Origin of the sequence: Arthrobacter sp. U41 (genome assembly GCF_001750145.1) — a bacterium.
Taxonomy (GTDB): Bacteria; Actinomycetota; Actinomycetes; order Actinomycetales; family Micrococcaceae; genus Arthrobacter.
On record NZ_CP015732.1, the window covers coordinates 1,892,919 to 1,917,112 of the forward strand.

The 24,194-nt window shown below is 66.2% G+C and carries 23 protein-coding genes, 1 tRNA gene, 4 pseudogenes and 1 riboswitch; of the genes and pseudogenes, 15 read left to right on the forward strand and 13 right to left on the reverse strand.

Annotated features, from left to right (window positions below):
• The first annotated feature begins 21 nt into the window (after window positions 1–21).
• The 3 genes and pseudogenes from ASPU41_RS08805 to ASPU41_RS22625 all read left to right on the forward strand — a co-directional run.
• Window positions 22–429, forward strand: a complete 408-nt coding sequence (locus tag ASPU41_RS08805; RefSeq protein ID WP_083266435.1) for an antibiotic biosynthesis monooxygenase family protein — start codon at window positions 22–24, stop codon at window positions 427–429.
• Between the two features lie 260 nt (window positions 430–689).
• A pseudogene (locus ASPU41_RS22000) lies at window positions 690–791 on the forward strand (helix-turn-helix domain-containing protein); the annotation flags it as partial.
• 155 nt (window positions 792–946) lie between these two features.
• Window positions 947–1,069: pseudogene (locus ASPU41_RS22625) on the forward strand (transposase); the annotation flags it as partial.
• On the opposite strand, the pseudogene ASPU41_RS23340 reads toward ASPU41_RS22625, so the two are convergent.
• From ASPU41_RS23340 to ASPU41_RS08840, 8 genes and pseudogenes are all read right to left on the reverse strand, one after another.
• Window positions 1,043–1,231, reverse strand: a pseudogene (locus ASPU41_RS23340) (IS3-like element ISAar46 family transposase); the annotation flags it as partial. The pseudogenes ASPU41_RS22625 and ASPU41_RS23340 overlap by 27 nt on opposite strands.
• Window positions 1,232–1,452: 221 nt before the next feature.
• Window positions 1,453–1,815 (reverse strand): hypothetical protein, encoded by a 363-nt coding sequence (locus ASPU41_RS08815; RefSeq protein WP_069950607.1) that lies wholly within the window; start codon window positions 1,813–1,815, stop codon window positions 1,453–1,455.
• 201 nt (window positions 1,816–2,016) lie between these two features.
• Window positions 2,017–3,087, reverse strand: a complete 1,071-nt coding sequence (locus ASPU41_RS08820; RefSeq protein WP_069950608.1) for an aldo/keto reductase — start codon at window positions 3,085–3,087, stop codon at window positions 2,017–2,019.
• A 411-nt stretch (window positions 3,088–3,498) separates the two neighbouring features.
• Window positions 3,499–3,714: a hypothetical protein gene (locus ASPU41_RS22630; RefSeq protein WP_157356970.1), complete on the reverse strand. Its 216-nt coding sequence runs from the start codon at window positions 3,712–3,714 to the stop codon at window positions 3,499–3,501.
• Window positions 3,715–3,833: 119 nt separating this feature from the next.
• Window positions 3,834–4,856 carry an ornithine cyclodeaminase family protein gene (locus tag ASPU41_RS08825; RefSeq protein WP_069950609.1) on the reverse strand — a complete coding sequence of 341 codons (1,023 nt, stop codon included), beginning with the start codon at window positions 4,854–4,856 and terminating at the stop codon, window positions 3,834–3,836.
• 103 nt (window positions 4,857–4,959) lie between these two features.
• Complete coding sequence (locus tag ASPU41_RS08830; RefSeq protein WP_069950610.1) at window positions 4,960–6,156, reverse strand: PucR family transcriptional regulator; 1,197 nt, start codon at window positions 6,154–6,156, stop codon at window positions 4,960–4,962.
• A gap of 498 nt (window positions 6,157–6,654) precedes the next feature.
• On the reverse strand, window positions 6,655–7,947 hold the full coding sequence (locus ASPU41_RS08835; RefSeq protein ID WP_069952581.1) for an MFS transporter: 1,293 nt from the start codon (window positions 7,945–7,947) through the stop codon (window positions 6,655–6,657).
• Between the two features lie 592 nt (window positions 7,948–8,539).
• Window positions 8,540–8,627, reverse strand: a tRNA-Ser gene (locus ASPU41_RS08840).
• A gap of 147 nt (window positions 8,628–8,774) precedes the next feature.
• Between ASPU41_RS08840 and ASPU41_RS08845 the strand changes: the two genes are divergently transcribed.
• From ASPU41_RS08845 to ASPU41_RS08860, 4 genes are read left to right on the forward strand one after another with little or no spacing between them, the layout of a single operon-like run.
• Window positions 8,775–9,848: a zinc-dependent alcohol dehydrogenase gene (locus ASPU41_RS08845; RefSeq protein WP_069952582.1), complete on the forward strand. Its 1,074-nt coding sequence runs from the start codon at window positions 8,775–8,777 to the stop codon at window positions 9,846–9,848.
• Window positions 9,849–9,852: 4 nt separating this feature from the next.
• The gene (locus ASPU41_RS08850; RefSeq protein WP_069950611.1) at window positions 9,853–10,251 is read left to right on the forward strand and encodes a 6-pyruvoyl trahydropterin synthase family protein; all 399 of its coding nucleotides are present in this window, start codon (window positions 9,853–9,855) and stop codon (window positions 10,249–10,251) included.
• A gap of 7 nt (window positions 10,252–10,258) precedes the next feature.
• Complete coding sequence (locus ASPU41_RS08855) at window positions 10,259–11,527, forward strand: glycosyltransferase (protein ID WP_231941224.1); 1,269 nt, start codon at window positions 10,259–10,261, stop codon at window positions 11,525–11,527.
• Window positions 11,528–11,531: 4 nt separating this feature from the next.
• Window positions 11,532–12,788, forward strand: coding sequence for a DNA glycosylase AlkZ-like family protein (locus ASPU41_RS08860; protein ID WP_069952583.1), 1,257 nt, complete (start codon window positions 11,532–11,534; stop codon window positions 12,786–12,788).
• Window positions 12,789–12,830: 42 nt separating this feature from the next.
• On the opposite strand, the gene ASPU41_RS08865 is transcribed toward ASPU41_RS08860, so the two are convergent.
• Window positions 12,831–13,334: a nucleoside deaminase gene (locus ASPU41_RS08865; RefSeq protein WP_069950613.1), complete on the reverse strand. Its 504-nt coding sequence runs from the start codon at window positions 13,332–13,334 to the stop codon at window positions 12,831–12,833.
• 61 nt (window positions 13,335–13,395) lie between these two features.
• Between ASPU41_RS08865 and ASPU41_RS08870 the strand changes: the two genes are divergently transcribed.
• From ASPU41_RS08870 to ASPU41_RS08880, 3 genes and pseudogenes are all read left to right on the forward strand, one after another.
• Window positions 13,396–14,268, forward strand: a complete 873-nt coding sequence (locus ASPU41_RS08870) for a phosphatase PAP2 family protein (RefSeq protein ID WP_069950614.1) — start codon at window positions 13,396–13,398, stop codon at window positions 14,266–14,268.
• A gap of 12 nt (window positions 14,269–14,280) precedes the next feature.
• The gene (gene upp / locus ASPU41_RS08875; protein WP_024366205.1) at window positions 14,281–14,916 is read left to right on the forward strand and encodes a uracil phosphoribosyltransferase; all 636 of its coding nucleotides are present in this window, start codon (window positions 14,281–14,283) and stop codon (window positions 14,914–14,916) included.
• A 95-nt stretch (window positions 14,917–15,011) separates the two neighbouring features.
• Window positions 15,012–15,250 (forward strand): annotated as a pseudogene (locus ASPU41_RS08880) (hypothetical protein).
• 37 nt (window positions 15,251–15,287) lie between these two features.
• Here ASPU41_RS08880 and ASPU41_RS08885 read toward each other — a convergent pair.
• From ASPU41_RS08885 to ASPU41_RS08895, 3 genes are all read right to left on the reverse strand, one after another.
• Window positions 15,288–16,040, reverse strand: coding sequence for a hypothetical protein (locus tag ASPU41_RS08885; RefSeq protein ID WP_069950615.1), 753 nt, complete (start codon window positions 16,038–16,040; stop codon window positions 15,288–15,290).
• Window positions 16,039–16,197, reverse strand: a riboswitch (cyclic di-AMP (ydaO/yuaA leader). (Overlaps the previous gene by 2 nt.)
• Before the next feature lie 104 nt (window positions 16,198–16,301).
• The gene (locus ASPU41_RS08890) at window positions 16,302–17,936 is read right to left on the reverse strand and encodes a sensor histidine kinase (protein WP_069950616.1); all 1,635 of its coding nucleotides are present in this window, start codon (window positions 17,934–17,936) and stop codon (window positions 16,302–16,304) included.
• Between the two features lie 3 nt (window positions 17,937–17,939).
• Complete coding sequence (locus ASPU41_RS08895; RefSeq protein ID WP_069950617.1) at window positions 17,940–18,680, reverse strand: response regulator transcription factor; 741 nt, start codon at window positions 18,678–18,680, stop codon at window positions 17,940–17,942.
• Between the two features lie 623 nt (window positions 18,681–19,303).
• Here ASPU41_RS08895 and ASPU41_RS08900 point away from each other — a divergent pair.
• From ASPU41_RS08900 to ASPU41_RS08920, 5 genes are all read left to right on the forward strand, one after another.
• Complete coding sequence (locus ASPU41_RS08900; RefSeq protein WP_069950618.1) at window positions 19,304–20,167, forward strand: winged helix-turn-helix domain-containing protein; 864 nt, start codon at window positions 19,304–19,306, stop codon at window positions 20,165–20,167.
• Window positions 20,168–20,388: 221 nt separating this feature from the next.
• Entirely contained in the window at window positions 20,389–20,592 is a 204-nt protein-coding gene (locus tag ASPU41_RS08905) for a dodecin family protein (protein WP_069950619.1), read from the forward strand.
• 55 nt (window positions 20,593–20,647) lie between these two features.
• Window positions 20,648–21,175 (forward strand): SixA phosphatase family protein, encoded by a 528-nt coding sequence (locus ASPU41_RS08910; RefSeq protein WP_069950620.1) that lies wholly within the window; start codon window positions 20,648–20,650, stop codon window positions 21,173–21,175.
• A gap of 117 nt (window positions 21,176–21,292) precedes the next feature.
• Complete coding sequence (locus tag ASPU41_RS08915) at window positions 21,293–21,826, forward strand: hypothetical protein (protein WP_069952584.1); 534 nt, start codon at window positions 21,293–21,295, stop codon at window positions 21,824–21,826.
• Between the two features lie 79 nt (window positions 21,827–21,905).
• Complete coding sequence (locus ASPU41_RS08920) at window positions 21,906–22,952, forward strand: EamA family transporter (protein WP_083266439.1); 1,047 nt, start codon at window positions 21,906–21,908, stop codon at window positions 22,950–22,952.
• A gap of 525 nt (window positions 22,953–23,477) precedes the next feature.
• Here ASPU41_RS08920 and ASPU41_RS08930 read toward each other — a convergent pair.
• Complete coding sequence (locus ASPU41_RS08930; RefSeq protein ID WP_069952585.1) at window positions 23,478–24,179, reverse strand: TetR/AcrR family transcriptional regulator; 702 nt, start codon at window positions 24,177–24,179, stop codon at window positions 23,478–23,480.
• Window positions 24,180–24,194: the final 15 nt, after the last annotated feature.

The following is a 24,194-nucleotide window of genomic DNA, read 5'->3' on the forward strand; positions in this document are numbered from 1 at the left end:
GACGAGCAGAAGGAACACTTGATGACTGTGCCACCACCGATGAGCGATGACCTGCCCCTGGATTCCGATGTGCCGACTCCTGGCCGCGGTGTTGCCGCAGGGATCTTCTATACCTCCGGCCGCTGGTCGGTGAAGCCGGGCCATGAGGAGGCATTCGCACGGGCGTTCGCGGAATCGGGAGTAAAGGATGTGGATCCTCCAATTCGTGGCCTTCTTCAGCGTCCACGGCTACTTCGCGATCTCAATCAGCCCTCGAGTTATCTCAGCTACGCCGTGTGGGAGAGCCGGGAAGCGATCGAGGAGTTCAGGTCACGGCCAGATTTCCAGGCAATGATCGCACGGATGAAAGAACATCTGGATGACATGCAAATCTCCACACTGGAACTGGTTCTGGGTCAGGAACTGACGGCCATAGGGCTGGATTCCTAACAACTACGGCAGGTGTAACCCGCTCCTGACTGAGTCCGACGAATGTCGGAAGACCTGCCAGTGCATAGCCCCCGGCGTCCACTCATGGCAGGGCTCTGACAGGTCCTGTCCGACTAGGACGGCAGTCGGAAGCTGTGCAGACAACGTCGAACATTCCGGGAAGATGACTCCGGAAATCGACATTGTGGCTGAAGAAAGCCGGCTTTCTTATGTTTCGGAAACGCGTCTCACCATAAATGGTCTCCCGGGGGTGCATCATGGATGCCCGTGCGAAGGGACGCACCGCGGAAGTCGCCCGGCTCGTCGGCTGGAGCCGCGCAACGCTCTACCGCCATCTCGCCGAAGACGGCCGCCGGGCGTGACTGAGACCCTCGTTTCCTAGCGTCGGCTGGGTAGCGGCCCAGGAGGTCCATCAGTCCTCACTTCGCTCGGGCTGTAAAGACCTTTTTCTTTTTTGCTGCTACTGGAGGCTGTTTTGGCGAAATTGTGGGCCGGTATCGATGCCGGCAAAGCGCCCCTGCTCAGCATGCCCGGCTTCGGACCCGTCCTCGCCGCCGAGTTCCTCGGCGCCACCGGCGGAGACCTCACGGTCTTTGAAACCGGGGACCGGTTCGCCGGCGTCGCGGAGCTTGCGCCACTCGGTGATTTGGGAGGAATACAGGCCCTCAGCGCGCAGGTATGCCCCGCCGCCGGTGCCGTCGTCGCAGGCCCGCTGGTAGGCGTCCAGATGGGCCAGTTTTTGTGCCGGGGTGAAGGACCTGCGAGGGGTCGGGCCGCCGGCGCGGGGGCCAGAATTGCTCATGGACCCATCTTCCCGCACCGGGGAAATCGTGGAGATAGACATTGGTGATGTTCCTGATTCTCGCCCTACAGATTAAGCGAAGTTGCTATGAGCCACAGGCCTCATCCAACCCTGACGCGTAGGGGATGTGCCCGGGCCGAGTGCGAAGTCACTCTTGTCCTCCGGCCTGTTCGTTCATGTTTTTTGTCCTTTGCTGAGGAGTTTTTGGTGGGTGGTGGATGTCAGGCCGCGGGTTGGATCGCTCCGAGGCGGGTGTCGAAGAGTGCTTCGGCGCGGTGGATCAGATGCTCGGGGACGTCGGCGTCGTAGTCATGCTCTGCCCGTCCGAGGAACACGGCGGTTCCGGCGACGTCGGGCAGGTCGAGCCCGGTGTCGTGGAGCAGCTGCGCGGCCCGGATGTTCGGCCCCAGCTCAGCGGGAAGCTGGTCAGCGTTCAGGTACACGTGCCAGTCGCCCTGGGCGATACATTCCAGACGGCCCGAAAGGAGGACTTCTAGGCTGCCGTGCCGTGCATCGAGGTTTGCAACGGTGACCGCCCCGCTGAGCCGCGCGGGGACGATCAGCGCAAAGCATTTGTGAATCATGGTTCTGTCCTTTGCTGAGGATCTGGTGAGGGAGCGGCGTTACCCGGCCAGCGACTTCCTTTCCAACCCCGTTGCTTGCGGGCTTGTCTGATCGCGGCAGCACCCGTGCGGATCGCCCGCACGTCGAATCCCTCCTGGGTCAGGATGATGGTGTTGAGACCGGCGATGTCCTCGTCATTTTCAATGACGAGACAGGTTCCCCTAGACATGTCCGCTCCCGATCTGCCGATCCACCGGGTCCATGACGCCGCTACCTACTAGCGCCCGGGCGTGCGGAATCGGCCACGCTGGTTCAGGGCCCGGCGCGGGGACCGGCACGTCGGCTCCGCGGGCTGCCCTCCACAGGGCATACCATTCGTGTCTGGTCATGAGGGTGGCCTGATACTCTGCGTCCTGGCTCGCCAGGATCCGCTTGGGGTCCCTCGTCCCGATGACGGGTTCGATCCCGGCAGGGTGTTTCATCAGCCATGCCAGGACGATGGCTTCGGGCGTGGTGTCTCTGCCGTGGGCAAGGGAGAAGACCAGCTTGGCCGTGGCGGCCTCTTCCGGCGTGCTGGTCGTGGATGCACGGCCCGAGTAGACACCCCTGGCGAGTGGGGCCCAGGCCTGGAGCCTGACGGAGTTGCCCAGGCAGTATTCGATGGTTCCCTCGGGGAAGCTGTACCTATTTCCATCCGGGTGGTTGACGAGGACACCGGTCTCGATCCAGTCCCTCTTGCCCAGGCTCATTTCCATCTGATTGACGACGATAGGTGTGTCAAGATGCTTCTGGAGCGAAGCGATCTGGGCGCCGGACATGTTGGAGACGCCCAGATACCGGACCTTGCCGGACGACCTCAGAAACTCGAAGGCCGAAGCGATCTGTCCTGGTTCCAGGAGCGGGTCAGCCCGGTTGAGCAGGAGCGTATCGATGTAGTCTGTTTTCAGCCGCGTCAGGCTGCGCCCTACACTCTCAATGATCGCGGCGCCATCCAAGTCATAGTGCGGCACTTCACCTCTGCCGTTGCTGGGTCCGCAATGCGTGTTGATTTGGATGCGTTCCCGGAGGCTCCCCGAACGGGAAAGGACCTCACCAAAGACGGCTTCGGACTTACCAAATCGATAGGCCTCCGCTTGGTCGAAGACCGCGATTCCCGCGTCCAGCGCAGCCTCGACGGCGGCTTCTGCCTCGTCAATCTCGGCCAGCCCGTACGGTGCAGATGACCAATCGCCGCCAAGACCCATGCACCCATAGACAACATGGCCTAAGCCCATGATTTTTTCACCATTCATGATTCTCTTCTTTCCAGCGCTCTTCGAGCTATGAGGTCGAGCGTGCGTGAATAGGTGCCGAAACCTCTGAGGCGTTCGCCCCAGAGGTTTCTGGCAGACTCCCCACAGGCTGCCGGTTGAGAGGGTTGATGCCTAGAGGAGTTCGGAGAGGTCGTCCACGACGTAGCTCGCGCCGGCTAGGGAGGCGAGGCAGCATCGACCCCACGAAAACAGCTGAATAGACGGCGGGGCACCTGGTAGAGCTCCTTGAGGGCTGCTCCGTGCGGCAAACGGGGCTGTGAAAAAGCCGCCGTTTTTCGTTGGCGCCACCTCACTGTCTCGCGAACGGTCGTTCACGAAGCTGGGAGGGGATGCCTCTTCGGTCCCTCATTCATTGGTGGCGGGGCCGTCGACATCCGGTATGGCGCCGCGTTATGGCGATTCCCACTTGTAGTTGATCCATACATGGAAGCCCTGTGCGCGGTCGATGATGCGCCGATTCTTGAGGCCATCAGGGGCCAGCCAGAGGAGTCCGTCGTCGGGGGTCACTGCATCGACCGTTCCGGCGTCCACGGCGTCTTTGCCGAGGCGGATCTCGACGCGCTCACCGGCGAGTGGGAGCCACGATTGTTGCGGATGTAATGCCAAGGGCCCATCCCTTCTCGAAGATACTGGTGCGCGTGATGGAATGCCTAGCTTCGCTCTCCCGGCATGGAGGCGGCTGCAATGTTGGAAGAGGCTGAGCGCAACCGCCTCCGGTCCGGGTGTTAGAGGGCGAGCGTGGTGCCGATGCGCTGGGCGATGGCGCGGTCGTAGATGGCGCGGCCGACTACGACGTCGCACACGGCCATACCGATATTGCTGTTGACAATGAGCTGGTCCGAGTTCTCACGGCCGAGTTTGACGTCGGCAATCACTTCACCGATTTCAGCGACGATGGTCGGGAGCCCGCCGGGGAAGTAGCCCATGTTGGCGAACAACTCGTGCTCTTCGATGCTGTCGACGATGTACTTATCGGCGCGCTTGGTGGTCTTCGGGTCCCAGAAGGTGTTCAGGTCGCAGGGCAGGATGGTCTGGCCGGCGCTGACCCATTTGTCCTTTACCGCGGCCAGCGGTTCCTTGAGGATCACCGTCGCGGAACTGAGCACTTCCGAGCTCTTGACCACCGCTTCGATGGATTCGCCCTTGACGAGGGTAAACGGCACCTGGCCCTGGAGCTCGGCGATCAGGGCATCGGCTGCGGCTTCCCGGTTGTCGTATACGTACACGGTCTTCAGGTCCGGAAGCGCCTCGGCCGCGTAGCGGACGTGTTCCTTGCCCTGGACGCCGCATCCGAACATGCCGAATGTCTCGGCACCCGGGTGCAGCTTCGCGGCGGCAAGAACCGTCACGGCCGGGGTGCGCATCGCGGTTACCCAGGTTGAGTCCATGATCGCGACGGGGACACCGGACTCAACATCGTTGATGACCATCAGGCCGGTGGTCTGGGGCAGCCCGAACTTGGCCGGGTTATTGGGGTAACACTCGATCCACTTGCACCCAACGGCGTTCTTGCCCGGGACGTAGGCGGGCATGGCGTGGAAGAACACCTCAGGGTAGGGGTGGACGCCGATCTTGGCCGGCATCTCGTAGCGCTGGTGGCCATGTTCCACGAGTGCATCGCGGGTGTAGCCGATGATCTCGGCGCGGCTGATGGCAAGATCGAGGACATTCTGCTTGCTGAGGTACAGGACGTCGCTGCCCAGGTTCAGGCCTGGCGTGCGGGCGTCCAGTTCGGTTGTGGTTGTCATGATGGTCCTTTCACACCAAGTTTGTCTTTGCAGAGGAATTGCTTCCCTGTGTTCAATCTTGCTCCGCCGACGTGAACCGGATCATGCACATTTGCAACGATCTTTAGACGGAATCTTCCTCATTTTGAAGGAGAGCAGCGACTCCACTGCCGGCGATGCGCTGCAGCTTGATCGCTATCTGCAGAGCGAGCTGGCTGCGGCCGTTGGCCGGGTCCAGTCCGGTGAGCTTCTGGACCTGGCTCAGGCGGTAGTACAGCGTGCTGCGGTGGATAAAGAGGGCTTCAGCACTAGCCGTTCTGTCCCCGCCGTGGTCGAGATACGCCTCGACCGTCTCCAGCAGGACAGCATTGGCGGGGTCAAACAGGGCGGCCATTCCTTCCGGGGGAAGGGAGCTTTGCGGGAAGGCAAGGGCCATTTCCATGAGGACGCGGTGGGGGAACATCTCGGTCCAGGAGTTGACGTGACCAAGTTCGCCGAAGATGTGTCCTGCGTAAGCCGCCAGCAGCGCTTGTCGCAGTAGTGCCCGGGATTCCAGGAGTTTCCCGGGGGCACTCATCCCGATTCGAACTCCGGATTCGTTCAGATCGGCGGCGAGGCGAGTGATCAGCCGGTCCAGGCCTTCATCGGCATCGCCAGCGCGCCGGGCGCAGATCAGCACTGCTGCGGCGTCGAGGTCGACCTCGATCATGTCCCGTCCTGGACGCATCCATTCGCGCGCCGGCCCTGACGTTCGCAACACCGGGAACCTCACACTCCTGGCCCGGTGCAGAGGCTGGGCGACGGCGACGACGCGAACAAGAGAGTCCACCGAGGCGAACCCGTTCTCCGTCAGAGCCGTGGCGACGTGGTTCGCGTCGTAGGCGGTAGAGAGTAACTGCCGTCCCAGCTCAGTTAGCCGATGAGTGTCGGCTTCGGCCGAGTCCTCCTGCTGGCCGAGGGCTTCAGCGATCTGGTCGGCATAGGGGCGGACGACGTCGTCGGGTGCGCAGTCGTCAATGAGCCAGATAAACCCCAGGAGTCTGCGGTGGTGGCGCAGCGGATAGCAGCACCGGGCTTTGAGGCCGAGCTCCGGCTTGGCCGGTATCAGCACGTTTTCGCTGGCCGAGCGTATTCCGAAGCTGAAGAGGTACTTGGCGACGCGCGGCTCGAGATCGCGTGAAAGGACCACATTGATCCGGGGTGTGTCCTCGTCGCCGAAGTGTTTGCTGGAGGCAATGAGGTGACCGCGGGGGGTGTCGACGGCTACTGATCTCTGTAGTCGCTCGGCCAGTTGATCGACCAGCTGTTGTACGTCTGCCATGGCTCTTCCTGCTTGCGGCCTTCCCCAGTGGCCTGTTTGTCCATGCGGTATAGGCTTCCATTCCTGATTTGAGTATCCACCAGGACCGGAACCCTTTGCCGCGATTGTTGATGTTCGAGGCGCGCCTATCGCCGACAGACCTCACTAAGTGAGATCAGCCTCATTGGGTCCAAAGCACTTCGCACGGCCGGCGACGACCCGTCATAATAAACGATCTCGAATGAGAACGGATAGGCCTCTCCTGATCGGAATCTGCGAAGAGCATCCTGGGACGCTTCATCGCCCGGAAGTGTGCCGAAGAAGCCTTGCGCGAATCCTTCGTCATTGCCTGGCATTGACTAGACGGCCGAGGTCCGCGACGGGCCCGGTGATTGCGTTCAACCGGCCAAGGTTCTGCAGGCTGGCCGATACTCCATTTCTGGGGGTTATCGCACGGCGACGCCCGTTCTCCCACAATGTCTGTTCCGGGACATTGTGGGCGAACGGGCGTGGGGTTCGTCAGTGGATCGCGGCCTTACTTGTTTCGGGGGCCCACGCGATGGAAGCGAGGAACCCGATCAGGGGGAACAGCGCGAGAATAAGCAGCGAGAGATTGATGCCCACGCTGGCAATCAGGACGGGCAACAAGTAGGTGGCAAGCGCCGCGCCCACGCGGCTCATCGATGCCGCGAAGCCTACGCCAGAGGAGCGAAGCCGGGTTGGGAACATCTCTGACGGGTAGACGAACTCCAAGTTGGCGGACCCTGCGGCGACAAAGAGGTAGACGCCGGTCGCGATCGCCAGTACCGCGAGGGGTGCGTCCGGGAAAACGCCAAGGACCAGGAGCGCGGCGAAGGTGACGCCGAATGTCCAGATCGCGAGGGAACGGCGCCGGCTCGCAGCCAGGATCCAGATGAAAATAACCGCGCCGCCCAGTTGCAGCATGTTCATGATGAAGTCGCGCTCGAACCCGGAAGGCAGGCCCAAGTCGTCCAGGACCGGGGTGATGAACGTGAAAATCGCGAAGAGCGGACCAACCTGGCATGCCCAAAAGATGCCGCTGTACGCGGACCGGCGCCAGTGTTCCTTGTTGAACAGCTCGCGGAACCTGCCGGCCCCACCCCCTGGCTCGACCTCGGGCAGCGTGGTTCCGGCCGGGAAGTGCTTGTCAACTATCGCCTGGGCCTCTGCCCGTCGCCCCTGTGATACAAGCCATCGCGGGGATTCCGGAAGCCGGATGCGGGCGATGGCAATGATGAGAGCAGGAACAGCGCTGCTTGCAAGGACAAGCCGCCAGTTGGTGTTTGCCCAGGCAAGGGCGACGAAGTTCGCCCCTACGAAGCCCAGGAACCACGAGGCCTGCAGGGAAGCGAGAAGGGGACCGCGCGTTCGACGAGGTACCAGCTCGGACAAAAGAGCCGCGCCGACGGCGTACTCGACACCAATGGCGACACCCAACAGGACCCGATACGCCGTCAGGTCCCAAGTGTTCATCGTGAACAACTGGAGAACTGAAAGTACGACGAAGAAGACCAGATTCCAGCGGAACACGACCCGCCGGCCCCACCGGTCCGCCGCGCGCCCGAAAACAAGCCCGCCAATGAAGATGCCGATCAGGGCACTCGCACCAACGAGCCCCTGGCTCAAGGGCGAGAAGTGCATCTCGTCCGTTGCCGCGCCAATCGAACCGCCGACGACTCCGAGAATGTACCCGTCCAACGCGGTTCCACCGAGGGTGCAGAACGCCGCCAACGTGTGCAGGCGAGTCCATTTAGCATCGTCCATCGACGTACCAGTGGTCTGGGATGTCATTGGGTCCGCTGGCGGTCTCTTAGAACTAGATATCGACACCATGCGCTCCTCTCGCGCCCGCACCGTCGCGGGCTGCATAAGTCTGAATCCTCTGATTCCGAGGCTTTATTCAGTATGAGGAGGATCACATGGCATGGTCATGAGGCGGGCTGTGGAAAAGAAGTCCCGGCTTTACGACATTCTGTTGAGAGGGATGACGATCGTCCTGACGCTGCGCGACTTGTCAATCAACTGCAGGAACATTCGACGATGCCTAGCGCCGATCGGGCGCAAGCATGACCCGGACCGGCGGCATTGTTTTCAGCGACCCGGGCTGGCCTGCATCTGCTGGAACAGTCATAGCAGCTGTCAGGGCTGAATTGCCCGCCACGGCTGACTGCACGTACCTTTTTGCACCTCGTCGGGTTGGGTCATCGATGCTGCCAGGGCGATGAACTTGTGGAACCACACCCTGTCCTGCGCGTTGCCCCGGTGTGGCTGAACGTTGAGCGTTGCGGGAATTTCGTTACTGCTACGTTACCGCTGGCTCTTTCCAGACAAAGCAAAAGGCCCCACTTCCCTTTGTTTACAAGGGAAACAGGGCCTTTCTCATTGGCGGTGACGGTGGGATTTGAACCCACGTTGGCTTTCACCAAACAACATTTCGAGTGTTGCACCTTCGGCCGCTCGGACACGTCACCAACCTGACTAGGGTACCGGAGCGAAGCGCTCATCCACAAAACGGCGCGCCAAAACACCGCGAATGCAGCACCCTGGAGCGCCCGCGGCGCGCCCGGGTGCGCCGGCACTTCCCCGCGAACGGGCAGGGGACTAGATTCGTCAGCAAGATGAGCAATTCAGACAAGCATCCGCCGCACACAACCCGGCACACCACAGCCACCGCCTACTGGACCGTCGGCCCCGGGAAGGGGGAACTCCGGCGCGGGGCCCTGCCCCTCCCCGGCCCCGGTGAAGCGCTCGTGCGCACCCTCTACTCCGGCATCAGCAAAGGCACCGAGCTCGTCGTCCACAATGCCCGCGTCCCGCAGTGCGTGGCCGAGGAGATGGCCGCCCCGAACCAGGAGGGCTCCTTTCCGTCCCCGGTGAAATTCGGCTACCTCTCCGTCGGCGTGGTCGAGGACGGCCCGGCTAACTGGATGGGCAAGATGGTCTTCTGCCTGTACCCGCACCAGGACCGCTACGTCGTCCCGGTGGAATCCCTCACCGTGGTTCCGGACGATGTCCCCGCCCGCCGCGCCGTGCTCACCGGCACCGTCGAAACGGCCATCAACGGGATCTGGGAGGCCGGTCCCCGGCTCGGCGACCGCGTCGCCGTGATCGGCGCCGGCCTTGTCGGCGGCATGGTGGCCAAGCTCCTGGGCTCCTTCCCGCTCGGACGGCTGCAGTTGGTCGACGTCGACCCGGCCAAGCGGGCGTTCGCGGCAGCCCTCGGCGTCGAGTTCAGCCATCCCGACGACGCCCTGCCGGACTGCGACATCGTGATCCACTGCTCCGCCTCGGAAGCGGGCCTCGCGCGGGCCCTGCAGCTCGCGGGAGACGACGCCGACGTCATCGAAATGTCCTGGTACGCAGACCGGAAGGTCACCGTGCCGCTGGGGGAGGACTTCCACGCGCGCCGGCTGTCCATCCGCGCCAGCCAGGTCGGCGTGGTGGCCCGTGCGCGCCGCCACCGCCGCACCAACGCCGACCGGCTGCAGCTCGCCGTCTCGCTGCTGCGCGATCCCGGGTTTGACGTCTTCCTGACCGGCTCCTCCACCCTCGGCGAGCTGCCCGACATCGTCCAGCAGCTCTCCGACGGCACCCTGGACGCTCTCTGCCACGTCATTGACTACGCGGCCAGTAGGAATCCGGCCGGTGCAGACCCCGCCACCGAATCAGCCCCAACAGAAGCCACGAGGTAAATCCGTGTTCAGCCTGACCGTCCGCCGCAACTTCATGATCGCCCACAGCCTCCCGCGCCCGGCCTTCGGCCCCGCCCAGGGCATGCACGGCGCCACCTTCGTCACGGAAGTGACCTTCCGCCGCAGGAGCCTGAACGACGACTCGATCGTCCTGGACATCGGCGAGGCCGGGGAGGTGCTGGATTCGATCCTCGAAGGCCTGAACTTCAAAAACCTCGACGAGCACCCGGACTTCGCCGGCAGGCTCAGCACCACCGAGGCCCTGGCCCAGTACGTCGCCGACGCCGTGGCGGCCAGGATCCGCCCGGGCGCGGACGGGCGCGAACTGGCCGGGCTGGACGTCACTCTGCGCGAGACCCCCGACGCGTGGGCCAGCTACTCGCTCGACTTTGAGGCCAGCTAGGACTCTGGTGCCAGTCAGGAACGCCGTGCAGCCGGACGGCCTCCGCGTCCGGTTTGTGGTGCCCGGCAACGTGCGCCACAACTCCGGCGGCAACGTCTACAACGCAGCCCTCGCCCGCGAGCTTGCCGCACTGGGAGTGGCGGTGGAGACCTGCCCGCTCGACGGCGACTGGCCGGTGGGTAGTGCCGAGGACCGGAGCCGGCTTGGCGGCCTGCTGCTCGCCGACTGGGTCGACGGGGCCGACGGCGGCAACGGCGCCCGCGCCGGACGCACGGTGACCCTCGTTGACGGGCTCCTCGCCTGCGGGGCGCCGGAGGAACTCGCGGCTGCCGCGGCCGCCGGACGGCCGGCCTGGATCCTCGTGCACATGCCGCTGGACGACACCGGGCATGACGACGCCGGGCTGGAACGCCGGGCGCTGCGGGCCGCGGCCGGGGTGATCTGCACCAGCGGCTCGGCGGCAGCCGGCATCCGGGCCAGGCACGGGGTAAGCGGTATCCGGGTTGCCCTGCCCGGCACGGAGACGGCCGCGCTGGCCGCCGGATCGGAACCGCCGCACCTCCTGGCCGTGGCCGCCCTGCTGCCGAACAAGGACCAGACGCTGCTGCTCGCCGCACTGTCAGCCCTGACGGACCAGCCGTGGACCGCCTCCCTGGTTGGCTCGGACACCGCTGATCCTGGCTATGCCGCGCTCCTCCGGGACACGGTGCAGCGGCTGGCGCTGCAGGACCGCATCCGGATCCCTGGGGAGCTCCGGGGCGGGGCGCTTGAGGCGGAATGGGCCGCGGCGGACCTGAGCCTGCTCATCTCACAGGCCGAGACCTACGGCCTGGTGGTCACGGAGTCGATTGCGCGGGGTGTGCCGGTGATTGTCCGGGCCGGCACCGGCGCCGTCGAGGCGCTCGCAGCGGGCACCCCCGGGTCCCGGACGGCGCCACTGACGGCGCCACTGACGGCGCCATCGGAGGAGCCCCGGACGGAGCCGCCGGAGGCGGCGGGCGGTGCGGCCGCCCTGCCGGGAACCGCCGTCGCCCTTGGTGCGGACCCGGCTCCCCTCGCCGAAGTGCTGCGGCGCTGGCTGGGAGATCCGGGAGTCCGCGCCCGCTGGCGGGCTGCGGCGGTTGACGCCCGGGACCGTCTGCCCGGCTGGGATGCCACGGCCCGGACCGTGCTGGAGGCCCTGAACCCGGGTCATCCGGCCGGTCAGCCGCCGGCTGTCCCGCCGGAAACGCCCTTCGCGGAAGATTCCCCTGCCGCGCAAGCTGGTGGACAATGACCCCATGACGCCCCAGCCCCTGACCACGCAGCCCCTGACGGCGAACGCGCCGCCTGCCCGGACCCTCACCCCGGAACGGCTCCGCGCCTGGGCCTGGCACAAACAGGGCCTGGACGGCTCGCTGGCCGGCTGCACCTCGGAACAGGTGTTCGCCCGGGGAGGCTGGGCCCGGTCCGTCGGCGGCGCCAACCCCTACCTCACGCTCTTCGCCCGCGCCGGCATCCGCCGGGAACAAGTGGACGCCGACGTCCTGGCGCACCGGATCCTGGAACTTCCGACGGCGCGCGGCTGCACCTACGTCCTGGGCCGTGACGACTACGCCTGGTCGCTGCAGCTCGGGCGGGACGCCGCGGAGAACGCCGTCAAGGTGGTCGGCAGGCTCGGCGTGGACCGCGGCGAAATCGCCCTGCTGGAGGAGCAGGTGCTGCATACGCTCGCCGAAGCCGCCGTCCCGCTGGACCCGCGGCAGCTCAAGGAGGAACTCGGTGAGTCCGTGCGGAACCTCGGCGAGGAAGGCAGGAAGAAAGGCGCCACCACCACGCTGCCCACGGCCCTGGGCATCCTGCAGTCCCAGGGGCGGATCCGCCGGGTCCCGGCCAACGGCCGCCTCGACCAGCAGCGCTACGCCTACGAACTGTGGGACCTGCCGCCGAGCCCGCTGGACGAGGATGAGGCCCGCACCGAACTGATCCGCCGCTACCTTGGCTGGACCGGAGGGGCCACCTTCAAACAGTCGCAGTGGTTCACGGCCTTCACCGTCGCCCAGAGCAAGGCGTCGCTGGCCGAGGCGGGCGCGGTGGAGGTTCCCACCGCCGCCGGGGAGACGCTGTGGATGCTGCCCGACGACGTCGAACGGCTCGCCGCGTTCCACGAACCTGCCGGCGAGCAGATCCAACTGCTCGCCGGAACGGACTCCCTCGCACTGCTGCGGCGCAATGCCGCCGACCTGCTGGACGAGGAGGACCGGCATACGCACGCCCTGGGCTCGCTGGCGCTGCAGGCGGACCTCCCGGACCATCCCATCGTCGACCGGGGCCGGATCATCGGGCTGTGGCAGTACGATCCCGGCAGGGAACGGATCGTGCCCTGGCTGTTCCATGGCCGCACGCCTGCGGTGACCCGGCGGATCACCGAGGTCGAGGACTGGATCCGCGAGGACCTGGGCGATTTCCGGGCCTTCAGCCTCGACTCACCGGCCACCCGGCAAAAGCGGATCGACAACCTCGAGGCAGCCGCAGCGGGCTCCGCCTCCGGCAGCTAGCGCGGCAGGGACGCCGCAAGGGGGCCGGCGATGACCTTGGGCTCAGGCGCCGCGGTGCCCGGCAAAGAAGTCCCGCAACAGCGCCGCGCACTCCTGCTCCCTGACCCCGCCGTACACTTCCACCCAGTGGTTGAGCCGGCGCTCGCGGAGGATGTCGAACACGGAGCCGGCGGCCCCGGCTTTCTCATCCCACGCGCCGAAGACCACCCGTGGAATCCGGGCCAGCACGACGGCCCCGGCGCACATGGCGCAGGGCTCCAGCGTCACCACCAGGGTGCAGTCGGCCAGACGCCAGCCGTCGCCGGCCTGCCCGCCACGGGCGCTGAGTTCCTGCAGACGCGCGGCGGCCTCGCGGATGGCCACCATCTCCGCGTGCGCCGTCGGGTCCCCGAGGGCTTCCCGTTCGTTGCGCCCGCTGCCGAGCACGGTGCCGTTGGGGCCGATGACGACGGCGCCGATCGGCACGTCCGCCGTGGCCAGCGCGGCACGCGCCTCGGTGAGGGCAAGGCCCATCCATTCGGCATGGCGCGGCTCAGGGGAAGTCATGGCTCAATGATAGTTTCGGTACTAAGCAAGCTGTGCAGCAAAGAGGAGTCAGGAGACAGCAGTGAGTGCCTTCACTGATCGCTGGGGCAAGTGGGTTGTCCCTTACGCGGCCCTCTGGATCACCATGCTCGTGGGCGGCGTGATCGTGATCGTTCTGGCGCTCCTGGGCGCTGAAGTGTACGACAGCGTCGTGGACGAGGCTGGATTGGCGAACCTGGACAAACCGGCACTCGCCCTGGCGGAGGACCTGCGCAACCCTGAGCTGAACGTGGCCGTCACCGGCTTCACGAACGTCGGCGGGAGTATCGGCATGCCGATTCTGGCAAGCATCCTCACCGCGTGGCTCACCTGGGTGAACCGCACCTGGCGGCCGATCATCCTGGTCTGCGGGGCCGCCGCCGTGTCCATCACGGCCACGACGTTCGGCAAGAACCTCGTGGGCCGCGCGCGTCCCGATTTCATCAACGCCGTCCCGCCGTACGAGACCTCTCCGTCGTTCCCCAGCGGACACGCCCTTAACTCCACGGTGGTCATCGGCGTGCTGGTGTACCTGACCTGCCTGCAGTTGAAAAAGACCTGGGCACGCGTCGCCGTGATCACGGCGGGACTGATCTTCGTCCTGGCGATGGGCCTGAGCAGGGTCTTCCTGGGGCACCACTGGATGACCGACGTCATCGCCGCGTGGCTGCTGGGCCTGGCCTGGCTGGGCATCGTGATCCTCGCCCACCGGCTCTTCCATGTGATCCGCCACCGGGAACACGCGGGCCCCGCGCCCACCTTCGATAACCCGGCGCACCTCCACGATGGCCGCGCCGATCCTCCGGCGGGCAGCGCCGCCGGCAGCGAGGGGGCGGACGCCGCGGGGAGCGGTGCCACCACCAAGGACGACGTCGGCGCCCGCGGTCCCACGGGCGGGCCGCCGGCCGCCGGGTGATAGTTTTGACCCATGCGCACTCTCGTTGTGGACCACCCGCTGGTCGCCCATAAGCTCACCGTTCTGCGGGACAAGAACACCCCGTCCCCGGTCTTCCGCCAGCTCACCGAGGAACTCGTCACGCTCCTGGCGTACGAGGCAACCCGCGAAGTCCGCACCGAACCGGTGACCATCGAGACCCCGGTCAGCACCACCATCGGCACCGCGTTCACCAAGCCCACCCCGCTGGTGGTGCCGATCCTGCGCGCCGGACTGGGCATGCTTGAGGGTATGACCAAGCTGGTCCCCACGGCCGAGGTCGGTTTCCTGGGGATGGCCCGCGACGAAGAGACGCTGGACATCATCACGTACGCCGAGCGCCTCCCCGAGGACCTTACGGACCGCCAGATCTTCGTCCTGGACCCCATGCTCGCCACCGGCGGCACCCTGCGCGAGGCCATCAAGTTCCTCTTCAAGCGCGGCGCTTCCGACGTCACCTGCATCTGCCTGCTGGCCGCCCCGGAAGGCCTCGCGAAGCTGGAGGAAGAGCTCGCCGACGCCAACGTGACCATTGTGCTCGCCTCGATCGACGAGAAGCTCAACGAAAAGTCCTACATCGTGCCGGGCCTGGGCGACGCCGGAGACCGGCTCTACGGCGTGGCCGGCTAACCCGGCCGCCTGGTGCGGAACCTGCCCTCGGGGCCGGTTCCACACGCTTGAGATTTTCCTTCCGGAAGAGACCCCCCGGAACTAGCCTGAGCCCCATGGACTGGAAACTTGAACTTGTCTTTGTCCCGGTGTCCGATGTGGACCGCGCGAAGGATTTCTACGTCAACAAGGTGGGCTTCAACGCCGACTTCGACGAGCGGCCCACAAGCAGCTCAAGGACAGCGGCGTGGAGGTCAGCGGCGTGGATGTCCAGGGCTGGGGGCATTTCGTCTATTTCGCCGATCCCGACGGCAACAAGTGGGCGGTGCAGTACTTCCCCCACCGACCCGGCTAGACGCGCCGGGGGGAGGGGCCGCAGGCCGTGCCGGCGGTTAGTACCAGTTGTTGGCGTAGTGGAAGTTCAGGGCGCCGCACGGTGAGCCGTAGCGCTCCTTGACGTAGTTCAGGCCCCAGTTGATCTGGGTCCGGTAGTTGGTCCGGTAGTCCGCGCCCGCGCTGGCCATCTTCTCGGCCGGCAGGGACTGGACCACACCGTAGGCGCCGCTGCTCGGGTTGGTGGCAGTCGTCTCCCAGTCCGACTCCTTGGTCCACAGCGTCATCAGGCACTGCATCTGGCCGGGGGCCCAGCCATAGGCGCCAAGCTGGCTGGCCGCGTAAGCCTGCGCGCCGGCCGGGTCATCGATGGCAACGGGAGCCGGCGCGGGCTCGGGAGCGGGAGCGGCAGCCGGTGCAGGAGCAGGAGCAGGGGCGGGTGCTTCGGCAGGCTTCTCCTCGGCCGCGGGGGCCGCGGGGGTGCCGGCGGGGATCACGGCCTGGTTAGCGACCCGGACGCGTTCGAAATCGAGGTGCGTCAACGGGTCCGCCGTCGTGGCTGCCTGCGTGGAAGCTTCCGCGCTGGCCTTGTGGGCGGCTGTCTCGGACGCCTGGCCCGCTGCGCCGGCCCCCACGAGGACCGTGCAGGCGGCAAGAACAACCGGGGCCCGGCGGCCGGTGGAGCCTACGCTGCCGGCAATCCGGGACAGCGCCGAAGCGGGCTGGGCCGGTTGAGCGCGGTGGCGCGATGGCTTGGTGCGGGTCGGATGTGCGGCGCCGTCGGGGCGCGTTTGTGGCTTGGAATCAGTCATGATCGCCTCTCAACGCCTGCGGAGTTAGCTGTCGGGTTCGGATGAGGTCACCCGGCCGCACGGAAATTCACGTGTCGGCTTCACCCCAAGGGCGCAAGATGCAAATGCCCGGGAACTCTGGGTCCCCCGCCTCTGCCTGGTGCAGCGGAATCCGGGAGGCGGCAGAGCTTGGCGTACATCCGGATATGCGGCCCCAGTGATGGACGCACCCTAAAAACCGTACAGGACTTGGACGCCTAAGTCACATTTCGATAACAGAGATCACGACGGCGGGGCGGCGCCTTGCGCACCGACCCGCAGCCGTGCCGCATCCGCGGCGGGCGGGGCCGCCGGCAGCCGCACCGTGAACTCCGTCCGGCCCGGGACCGACGTCACGCTGACAGTCCCGCCATGGGCCGCGACAATTGACTGCACGATGGACAATCCCAGCCCGCTGGTTCCCTCGGAGGATGCACCCGTGGCGGCGGCAGCGGCCTCGGAGGCGGCCAGGGGAGGCCGCGGCGGGTGCAGCGGAAGGCGGGGAAGCGGCCGCCGTCCGTGTGCCGCCGTCGTGGCTGCCACCGGATTCTTCCGGGACGCGTCCGCACGCGTGAACCGCGCAAAGACGCGGTCCACGAACTCGGGGGCGATGCCCGGGCCGTTGTCCGTCACGGTCACCACGGCGCTGCCGTCCGCGGTGCGCTTCACTCCGGTCACGACCGTGGTGCCGGGTCCGGTGTGCTTTCGCGCGTTGGAAAGCAGGTTGGCCAGCACCTGGTGGAGCTGGGTCGCGTCGCCGCGAACCACCACCGGCTCCTCCGGGAGCTCCAGGTGCCAGATCCGGTCCGGGGCAATCACCTTCTCGTCGCTCACCGTCTCGACGGCCAGTTGGGTCAGGTCCACGTCGCTGAGCTTCAGCGGCTGGCCCTCGTCCAGCCGGGCGAGCAGGAGCAGGTCCTCCACCAGGGTGGTCATCCGTTCGGACTGGCTCTGCACGCGGGCGAGGGACTTCTGGCCGTCGGGGGTGAAATGTTCGGTCATCCGCATCAGCTCCGTGTAGCCGCGGATGGCGGTCAGGGGAGTGCGCAACTCATGCGAGGCGTCCGCCACGAACTGGCGGACCTTCATCTCGCTCGTCTGCCGGGCCTCCAGCGCGTTGGAGACGTTGTCCAGCATCAGGTTCAGGGCATGGCCGACGCTGCCCACTTCGGTTCCCGGATGTGCTGCCGCCGCCGGCACCCGCACGGCGAGTCCGACTTCTCCGGCATCGAGCGGGAGCCGGGAGACCTTCGTCGCCACCTCGGAGAGCTGATCGAGCGGCTTCATGGTCCGGCGGATCAGCGCCGTGCCGGCCAGGCCGATTACCACGAGTCCGCCGGCGGACACGATCACCATGGTCCAGACCAGGGAGGCCAGCGTGTTCTGTTTTTCCGCGAGCGGCAGCCCGGTCACGATCACGTCGCCGTCCGGGGTCTCCGCGGCAACCAGCCGGTACGCTCCGGCGGACAGGGTCCGGTCAACCGGCTCGCTCCACGGGGTGAGCTCAAGGAGAACCTCGTCATCCTCGTCGGTGAGGGATTCCCGGGAGGCGTCCTCGGCGAGGAAGCCGGCGCTGCGGACCGAGTCGTCGTGGATCCTCGCGTTCAGCGTGCCGATGCCCTGGCCCCGTGCCTCAAGGGGATCGGAGCGGCCGGAGCGGCCAAACTCGCGGGCGCGGGCCTCGGCCTGCTCAAGCTGCGTGTCGAGCTGCCTGGTCAGGAAGAAGTCCATCGAGGCGTAGCTGACGACGCCGACGGCCCCGCAGATCGCCACGAGCAGGGCCATGGTGACGAGGACAAGCCGGGTGCGCAGGTGCCACGTGGAGGGGTCGCGCCAGTTGGGCCCGGAGGGGCGGATCTCGCCGGAGCGTTCGGGCACGGATCAGTCCACCGGTTTCAGGACGTAGCCGGCCCCGCGCACCGTGTGGATCATGGGCGGGTGGTTGGCATCGACTTTTTTGCGGAGGTAGGAGATGTAGAGCTCCACGATGTTCGCCTGCCCGCCAAAGTCGTAGTCCCAGACCCGGTCCAGGATCTGGGCTTTGCTGACGACTCGCTTCGGGTTTTCCATGAGGTAGCGCAGCAGCTCGAACTGGGTGGCCGTGAGGTGGAGTTCTTCCCCGGCCCGCCGTACTTCCCGCGTGTCGATGTTCAGGACGAGATCCCCGACGACGAGTTCGGCCGTGTCCATCGCAGCCACTCCGGAGCGCTGGACCAGCCGGTGCAGCCGCAGCAGCACTTCCTCCATGCTGAACGGTTTGGTCACGTAGTCGTCCCCGCCGGCAGCCAGTCCGGTGATCCGGTCCTGGACGGCGTCCTTGGCTGTCAGGAACAAGGCCGGCACCTCCGGCGCGAAGGCGCGGATCCTGCCCAGCAGCTCAACGCCGTCGAACCCGGGAAGCATCACGTCGAGCACTAGCACGTCAGGGCGGAACTCCTTGGCAAGCCTCACTGCCTCGGGGCCGTCTGCGGCGACGGCAACCGACCAGCCCGCCATCCGCAGTCCCATGCTCATGAGCTCGGAGAGGCTGGGTTCATCGTCCACGACCAGGGCACGGATGGGGGAGCCATCCGGATGGGTGAGCTGGGGGAGGTTGTTGGTCATGGAGTGCGAAGTGGCCATGGGACAACTCTCCGATCTGACGGTTAGGCGCGCCTTTGGGGATCCTGTGCGGCACCTGTGAATCCCACCCTAGCGAGCTGGGCATCCCCGAAGCGGTCCGGGGGCAGCAATTTTCCGGAATGCGGGGTCCACTCTGTGGGACGGTAGACAACCATTGATAAGTAGGCGAACGGTTTTGCCATTCCGATTTACAGTGAATGAAAGCGGTGATAAGGCCCCCGGTAGCGAAGAATATTCGACCATCGCCCTGCTGGTGGCCCAATCGCAAGGAAGTGTTGTTTTTTGGCCGCCCTGCCAGAATTGTGATCTGCACTACAATTCCGAGCTTCGTCTCACATTGTGGACTTTTTGAGCCATTGTTACTTGCAAGTTTTCATTGTTACGTTGCACACTTCAATTGTGAACAAGAACTCAACAGCACCTGCAGCCGCAGTTTTTTGGATCAGCCCACCCGCTGATACCGAGAAGCGCTGTTGTCGAATGCACGCCTAACTTTTACACCCCAAAGGTTTCTAGGCATTCGCCCCCAGCCCAGCGTCGGGCGCCCCTCCCCAAGTTTTCATTGCGGGGAAAAGTAGCATTCGAGCCGCGATGACGGCCATTCACATTGAGGTAAGCATTCCATGTCAGTTGCATCCGGATACGTCCATATCTCCGTCCGTAACGCCAGCAAGCCCGGCCAGGCCTCCGGCATCCGCCAGGGCTTCGGCGGCCGAGCCTCCTTCGCCCCCGCCGGATCCGGCAACAGCTTCCCCGCCCCGGGCTATGCACCGCAGGGATTCAACCCCAACTCCTACGGACAGCTCCGCGCTGTTCCGCCGGCGCCGGCCACGGCCCCGACCCCGGTGATTGCGCCGGGCAACAGCAGCCCCGTCCGCCCGGTCCCGAACGACAACGTCGCCCGCGGATTCGTGCTTTACATGGGTATCGACGAGGAAACCGCGGCGGCCGCCGGCACCTCCATCGCCAAGCTTGCCCAGGAGATCCGGGCCTATGCCCAGTCCCTGGTCGCCGGCGCCGAGAGCTACGCCGCCGTCGCTGTCGCCCCGGCCAGCGCTCCGGGCTCCGCGCTCGACGTCGTCCGTTCCACCTTCGGTGACCCCACGGTCGGCGCCCGCCAGCGTTCCGAGAATGCCCGCCTGCAGCAGCCGCAGGACCCGCGTCCGGCCGGCGTCCTGATTGACCTTGCCCGCCGCGAGGTGGCCCTCGACGGCGAATCCCTGAACCTTACGTTCAAGGAGTTCGAGCTCCTGAACTACCTCGTCGAAAACGGCACCCGCACCGTGGGCCGCGATGAGCTGCTCGAGGGCCTGTGGCGGAATGCCGAAGAGGTGCCCAACGAGCGCACCATCGACGTCCACATCCGCCGCCTGCGCTCCAAGCTCGGCCGCCTCGCCAACACCGTGCGCACGGTCCGCGGCCAGGGCTACCGCTTCTACGAGCACCCCGAAGTTGTTGTCTGGGCCGCTCCGGAATACTCGATCTAGTTTCCACGCCAGGCAAAAGCGTCCGTCCTGAACCGGGGCGGGCGCTTTTGCGTTCTCCCGGAAGCCCCGGCAGCTCCCTTCCGCCGGGAATGTCGCCGCCTTTTGGTGGGCCGGGTGAGGGGTTTGGGCCTCAGCGGCTGTTGGATGGCTTTTGGGCCCTGTTGTGTTTCCTGCCTTCGGCGTAGTCTCGGACCCGTTGAGCCGACTATTGGGAGGAAGATATGTCTGTTGCACGGATTACTACCCTGAGCGCGAATTCCAAGACCTCGTTTGATGCCGCCATCAAGGAGGGCGTCGAACGGGCGAACAAGACCCTGCGCAATGTCACGGGGGCGTGGGTGAAGGAACAGAAGGTTGAAATCAGCGACGGCGCCGTCGTGGCCTGGCACGTCGTGCTGGAAGTGACCTTTGTCCTTGACGACTGAGTGAGCGCTGGAGTGATGCGCGCCCGGGGATCAGCCACCGCATTAGGATTGGTCCATGAGCGCGCATCACATCAAACGGCTGGTGATCATGCGGCATGCCAAGGCGGATTGGCCCGGCGGCGTCGCGGATCACGACCGGCCGCTCGAAGAACGCGGCCACCGGGACGCCCCGCAGGCCGGAAAATGGCTGCTGAAGCACGGTGTCATCCCCGATTTCATCCTCTGCTCCAGCGCCTTGCGCACACGGCAGACCTGCACCTGGGTCTGCAGCGAACTCGGAGACAAAGCTCCGACGCCGAAACTTGAGGACGGTCTCTACGCCGCCCCGGCGTCGCGGATGCTGACGGTCATCAACCACGTGCCGGATACCGTGACCACTCTCATGGTGATCTCGCACATGCCCGGCGTGCAGGACCTCGCCATGCACCTTGCCTCCCGCGATTCCAACCACGATGCCTACATGGACGCCGCCACGCGGTACCCCACGAGCGCGCTGACGGTGATGGAGACGGAGAAACCCTGGGCCGAACTGGACGGCCGGGACGCCCGGATCACGCATTTCAAGGTTCCCCGGGCCAAATAACGCCCCGGCGGTGCCGCCTGCCTGGATCCTGATGCATGGTCATGCAGGCAATTGTGCGGTTTACTGATGCTGTTTACTCGTGGACTTATGGCGACCGAGGGAAAAGGCGGAATCATCGTGGATTCAGGACAGCTCATTGGGATCATTATCGGCGTCGTTGTCGTGCTCGCGATCGTCGTCGTGGCAGTCATGCTCAGCCGCAAGCGCAAGGTGGAAGCGGACCGCCACAAGGCAGTCGAAATGCGGGAGAAGGCCAAGACCGACGCCATCGGTGCACGGGAGCGCGAGGCGCAGGCAGCCCGGGCTGAGGCCGACGCGAAGCAAGCCGAAGTCGAGGCCGAGCGCCTGCGGGAGGAAGCCCGCGAACGGCAGCAGGAGGCCGAGCACGTTCGTGCCGGCGCCCAGGAACAGCTGCGGAAAGCGGACGAACTGGACCCCGATGTCGTCACCACCAAGCGCGATGCCCACGACCGGGACCAGGCGCCCCGCGAGTCCGCGGGCAATGAAGAGCTGCGCCGCGACCGCAGCGACCGGAACCCTCCCGCCGCAGACCAGACCCCCAACGCGGAGGGCAGCAGGTCACCCAACACCCAGGCGCCGACCGATCCCCGCAACGACGGGCCCCGCACTGACAACCCCCGCAACCTCTGACCGTTCACTTTTTAGCTAACCTCCGGCAGCCAGGGCCGGTTCGGCTGCGGTTCCCGGCCGGATCCGGCATAGTGGCAGAGTGAACCCCCGCCATTCCGCCCTGGCCCTGCTCGTCGCTGTGCTCTGGGGCGTCAACTTCGTAGCGATTGACCTCGGACTGCACCCGGACGGGGCGGAGATGCCGCCGCTGTTGTTCGTGGCCATGCGGTTCACCCTGGTGGTCCTCCCCTGCATTTTCTTCATCCGGAAGCCGGATGTGAGCTGGAAGGCGATCATCGGCGTCGGGCTGCTGATGAGCGCCGGCCAGTTCGGCCTCCTGTATCTGGCCATGTCCCTGGGCATGCCCGCTGGCCTGGCCTCGCTGGTCCTGCAGGCGCAGGTGCTGCTGACCGTGCTCCTGGCCGCCGGTTTCCTCGGCGAGCGGCCCAGCCGACGGCAGCTCGCGGGCGTTGTGCTGGGCGTGGCCGGACTCGCTGTTGTGGCTGTCGGCCGCAGCCTGGTCGCCCCGGTGCTGCCGCTCATGATCGTCCTCGCCGCGGCGCTGTCCTGGGCGGCCGGAAACATCGTCGCCCGACAGGCCAAGGCAGCATCCGGACTGGGTCTTGTGGTGTGGTCAGGGGCCGTGGTGCCGCTGCCGCTGCTGGGGCTGTCCCTGCTGGTGGACGGGCCGTCGGCGGTGTCGCAGGCCCTGGTGGAAGTCCAGCCCATCACGCTGCTGAGCGCCCTCTATACGGCCGTCTTCGGTTCCCTGGTGGGCTACGGAATCTGGAACCGGCTGTTGGGGCTGTACCCATCTTCTGCCGTGGTGCCTTTCACCCTGCTGGTTCCCGTCGTCGGGATGACGACGGCGTGGCTCGTCCTGAGCGAGGTGCCCACCACCGCCGAGGTCACAGGCGGACTCCTGCTGCTCGCCGGGGTGGCGACGGCGGTGCTGCGCCCCTGGAATTTTGGACGGAATAATCGACGGCGGGACCCCCGGTCCCGTGCTCAGCGGCGCGGGGAGGTCCGCGCTGCGGGGCGCGCCGGGGGCTTGGGCGTGGATTTGGCAGCGGAGGACCTTCCGGCGGAGGAAGGCCGCTGGAGCCCCGAGGATGCCGCCCGCGGAGCGGGAACACGGGCCGACTGAGACTTGGCCGGCTGGCCGGAGGTGGCCCTCGGCGTCGGGCGCGGGGCGGTCCGGTTCGGTGCGCGGCGGGTGGCCGCCGTCGTCCTGGCTGCCGGGCGTCGCGCGGCGGCCGGACGCCGCCGCGGGGCACGGCCGGCGGCGCGCGGGCGCCTGCCCCTGCCCGGCAGGACTGTTCCTGCCACCAGCAGCAGCAGGGTGGCTGCGCCGGACGCCGCGGCGAGGTAGAAATACAGGTCCGGCTGTTCGGAATCCACCCGGGTCGACAATGCATCCGGATCAGCGTTGAAGGCCAAACCCCACTGCCGCAGGAACGCGATGCCGAAGGCAATAAACAGGATGCTCCCGACCCCGCTCGCGGTCAGGGTCCGGTGCCGGCGGCGGATGACCACCTCGGAAACGCAGGCCACGTAGGCTGCCGCGGAGGCCGCCAGGAACCACAGGAAAACCGTTCCGTGCAGCGTGATGCCGGTCAGCGCCAACAACGCCAGCGCGGCGAGAAACGCACCGATGGCAATCCTGCCGCTGTTACCCATGTGGCCCATGTGAATAATCATCCCCGAGCGGGGGCTGCTTCACGACGTAGCCGCGCATGGACGCCATAATCGCTGTGACACTTTGTTCCCGGGTCCGCTCCGGGTTGTAGGTCTGCCGGTCCAGGCCCACCACAAAGCAGGCCCCGAAGATCGCTGTCTCCAGGCTGCCCCGCGACACGCCCGGATCCACCGGGTAAACGGCCGCCACCGCATCGATCGCCGCGCCGACCACGGTGAGCAGCCGGCCGCGGAGCTCGGTGAAGGTGTCCTGCCACTCGCTGGGGGTCCGCCAGTTCTCGCTGACCCACAGCCGGGCGAAGGAGGGGTACTCGTCCATGAAGTCCATGGCCTGGCCGATCATTTCGTCCATCGCAGCGAGCGGGTCCGCCGTATCGTCCCCAACGCTCAGCAGCCGCGCCAACAGGATGTCCGCCCCGTGGCGCAGCAGTTGGGCGATCAGGTCCGACTTGCTGCCGAAGTTGTAGTACACCGTGCCCTTGGAGACCCCTGCGGCCGCCGCGATCTCATCGACCGTCACCCCCGCCACGCCGCGTTCGCCGATGAGTTCCATCGAGGCCTCAAACAGCTTCTGCCTGGTCGCGTTGGTGCGGGCCGGCCGGAGCTTCTTCGCCGCCCCGGACGGGGTTTCCGTATAGGTCTCCGCGTAGGCTTCCGCGTCGCCGGAAGTCGCCATGCTGCTGTCCGTGCG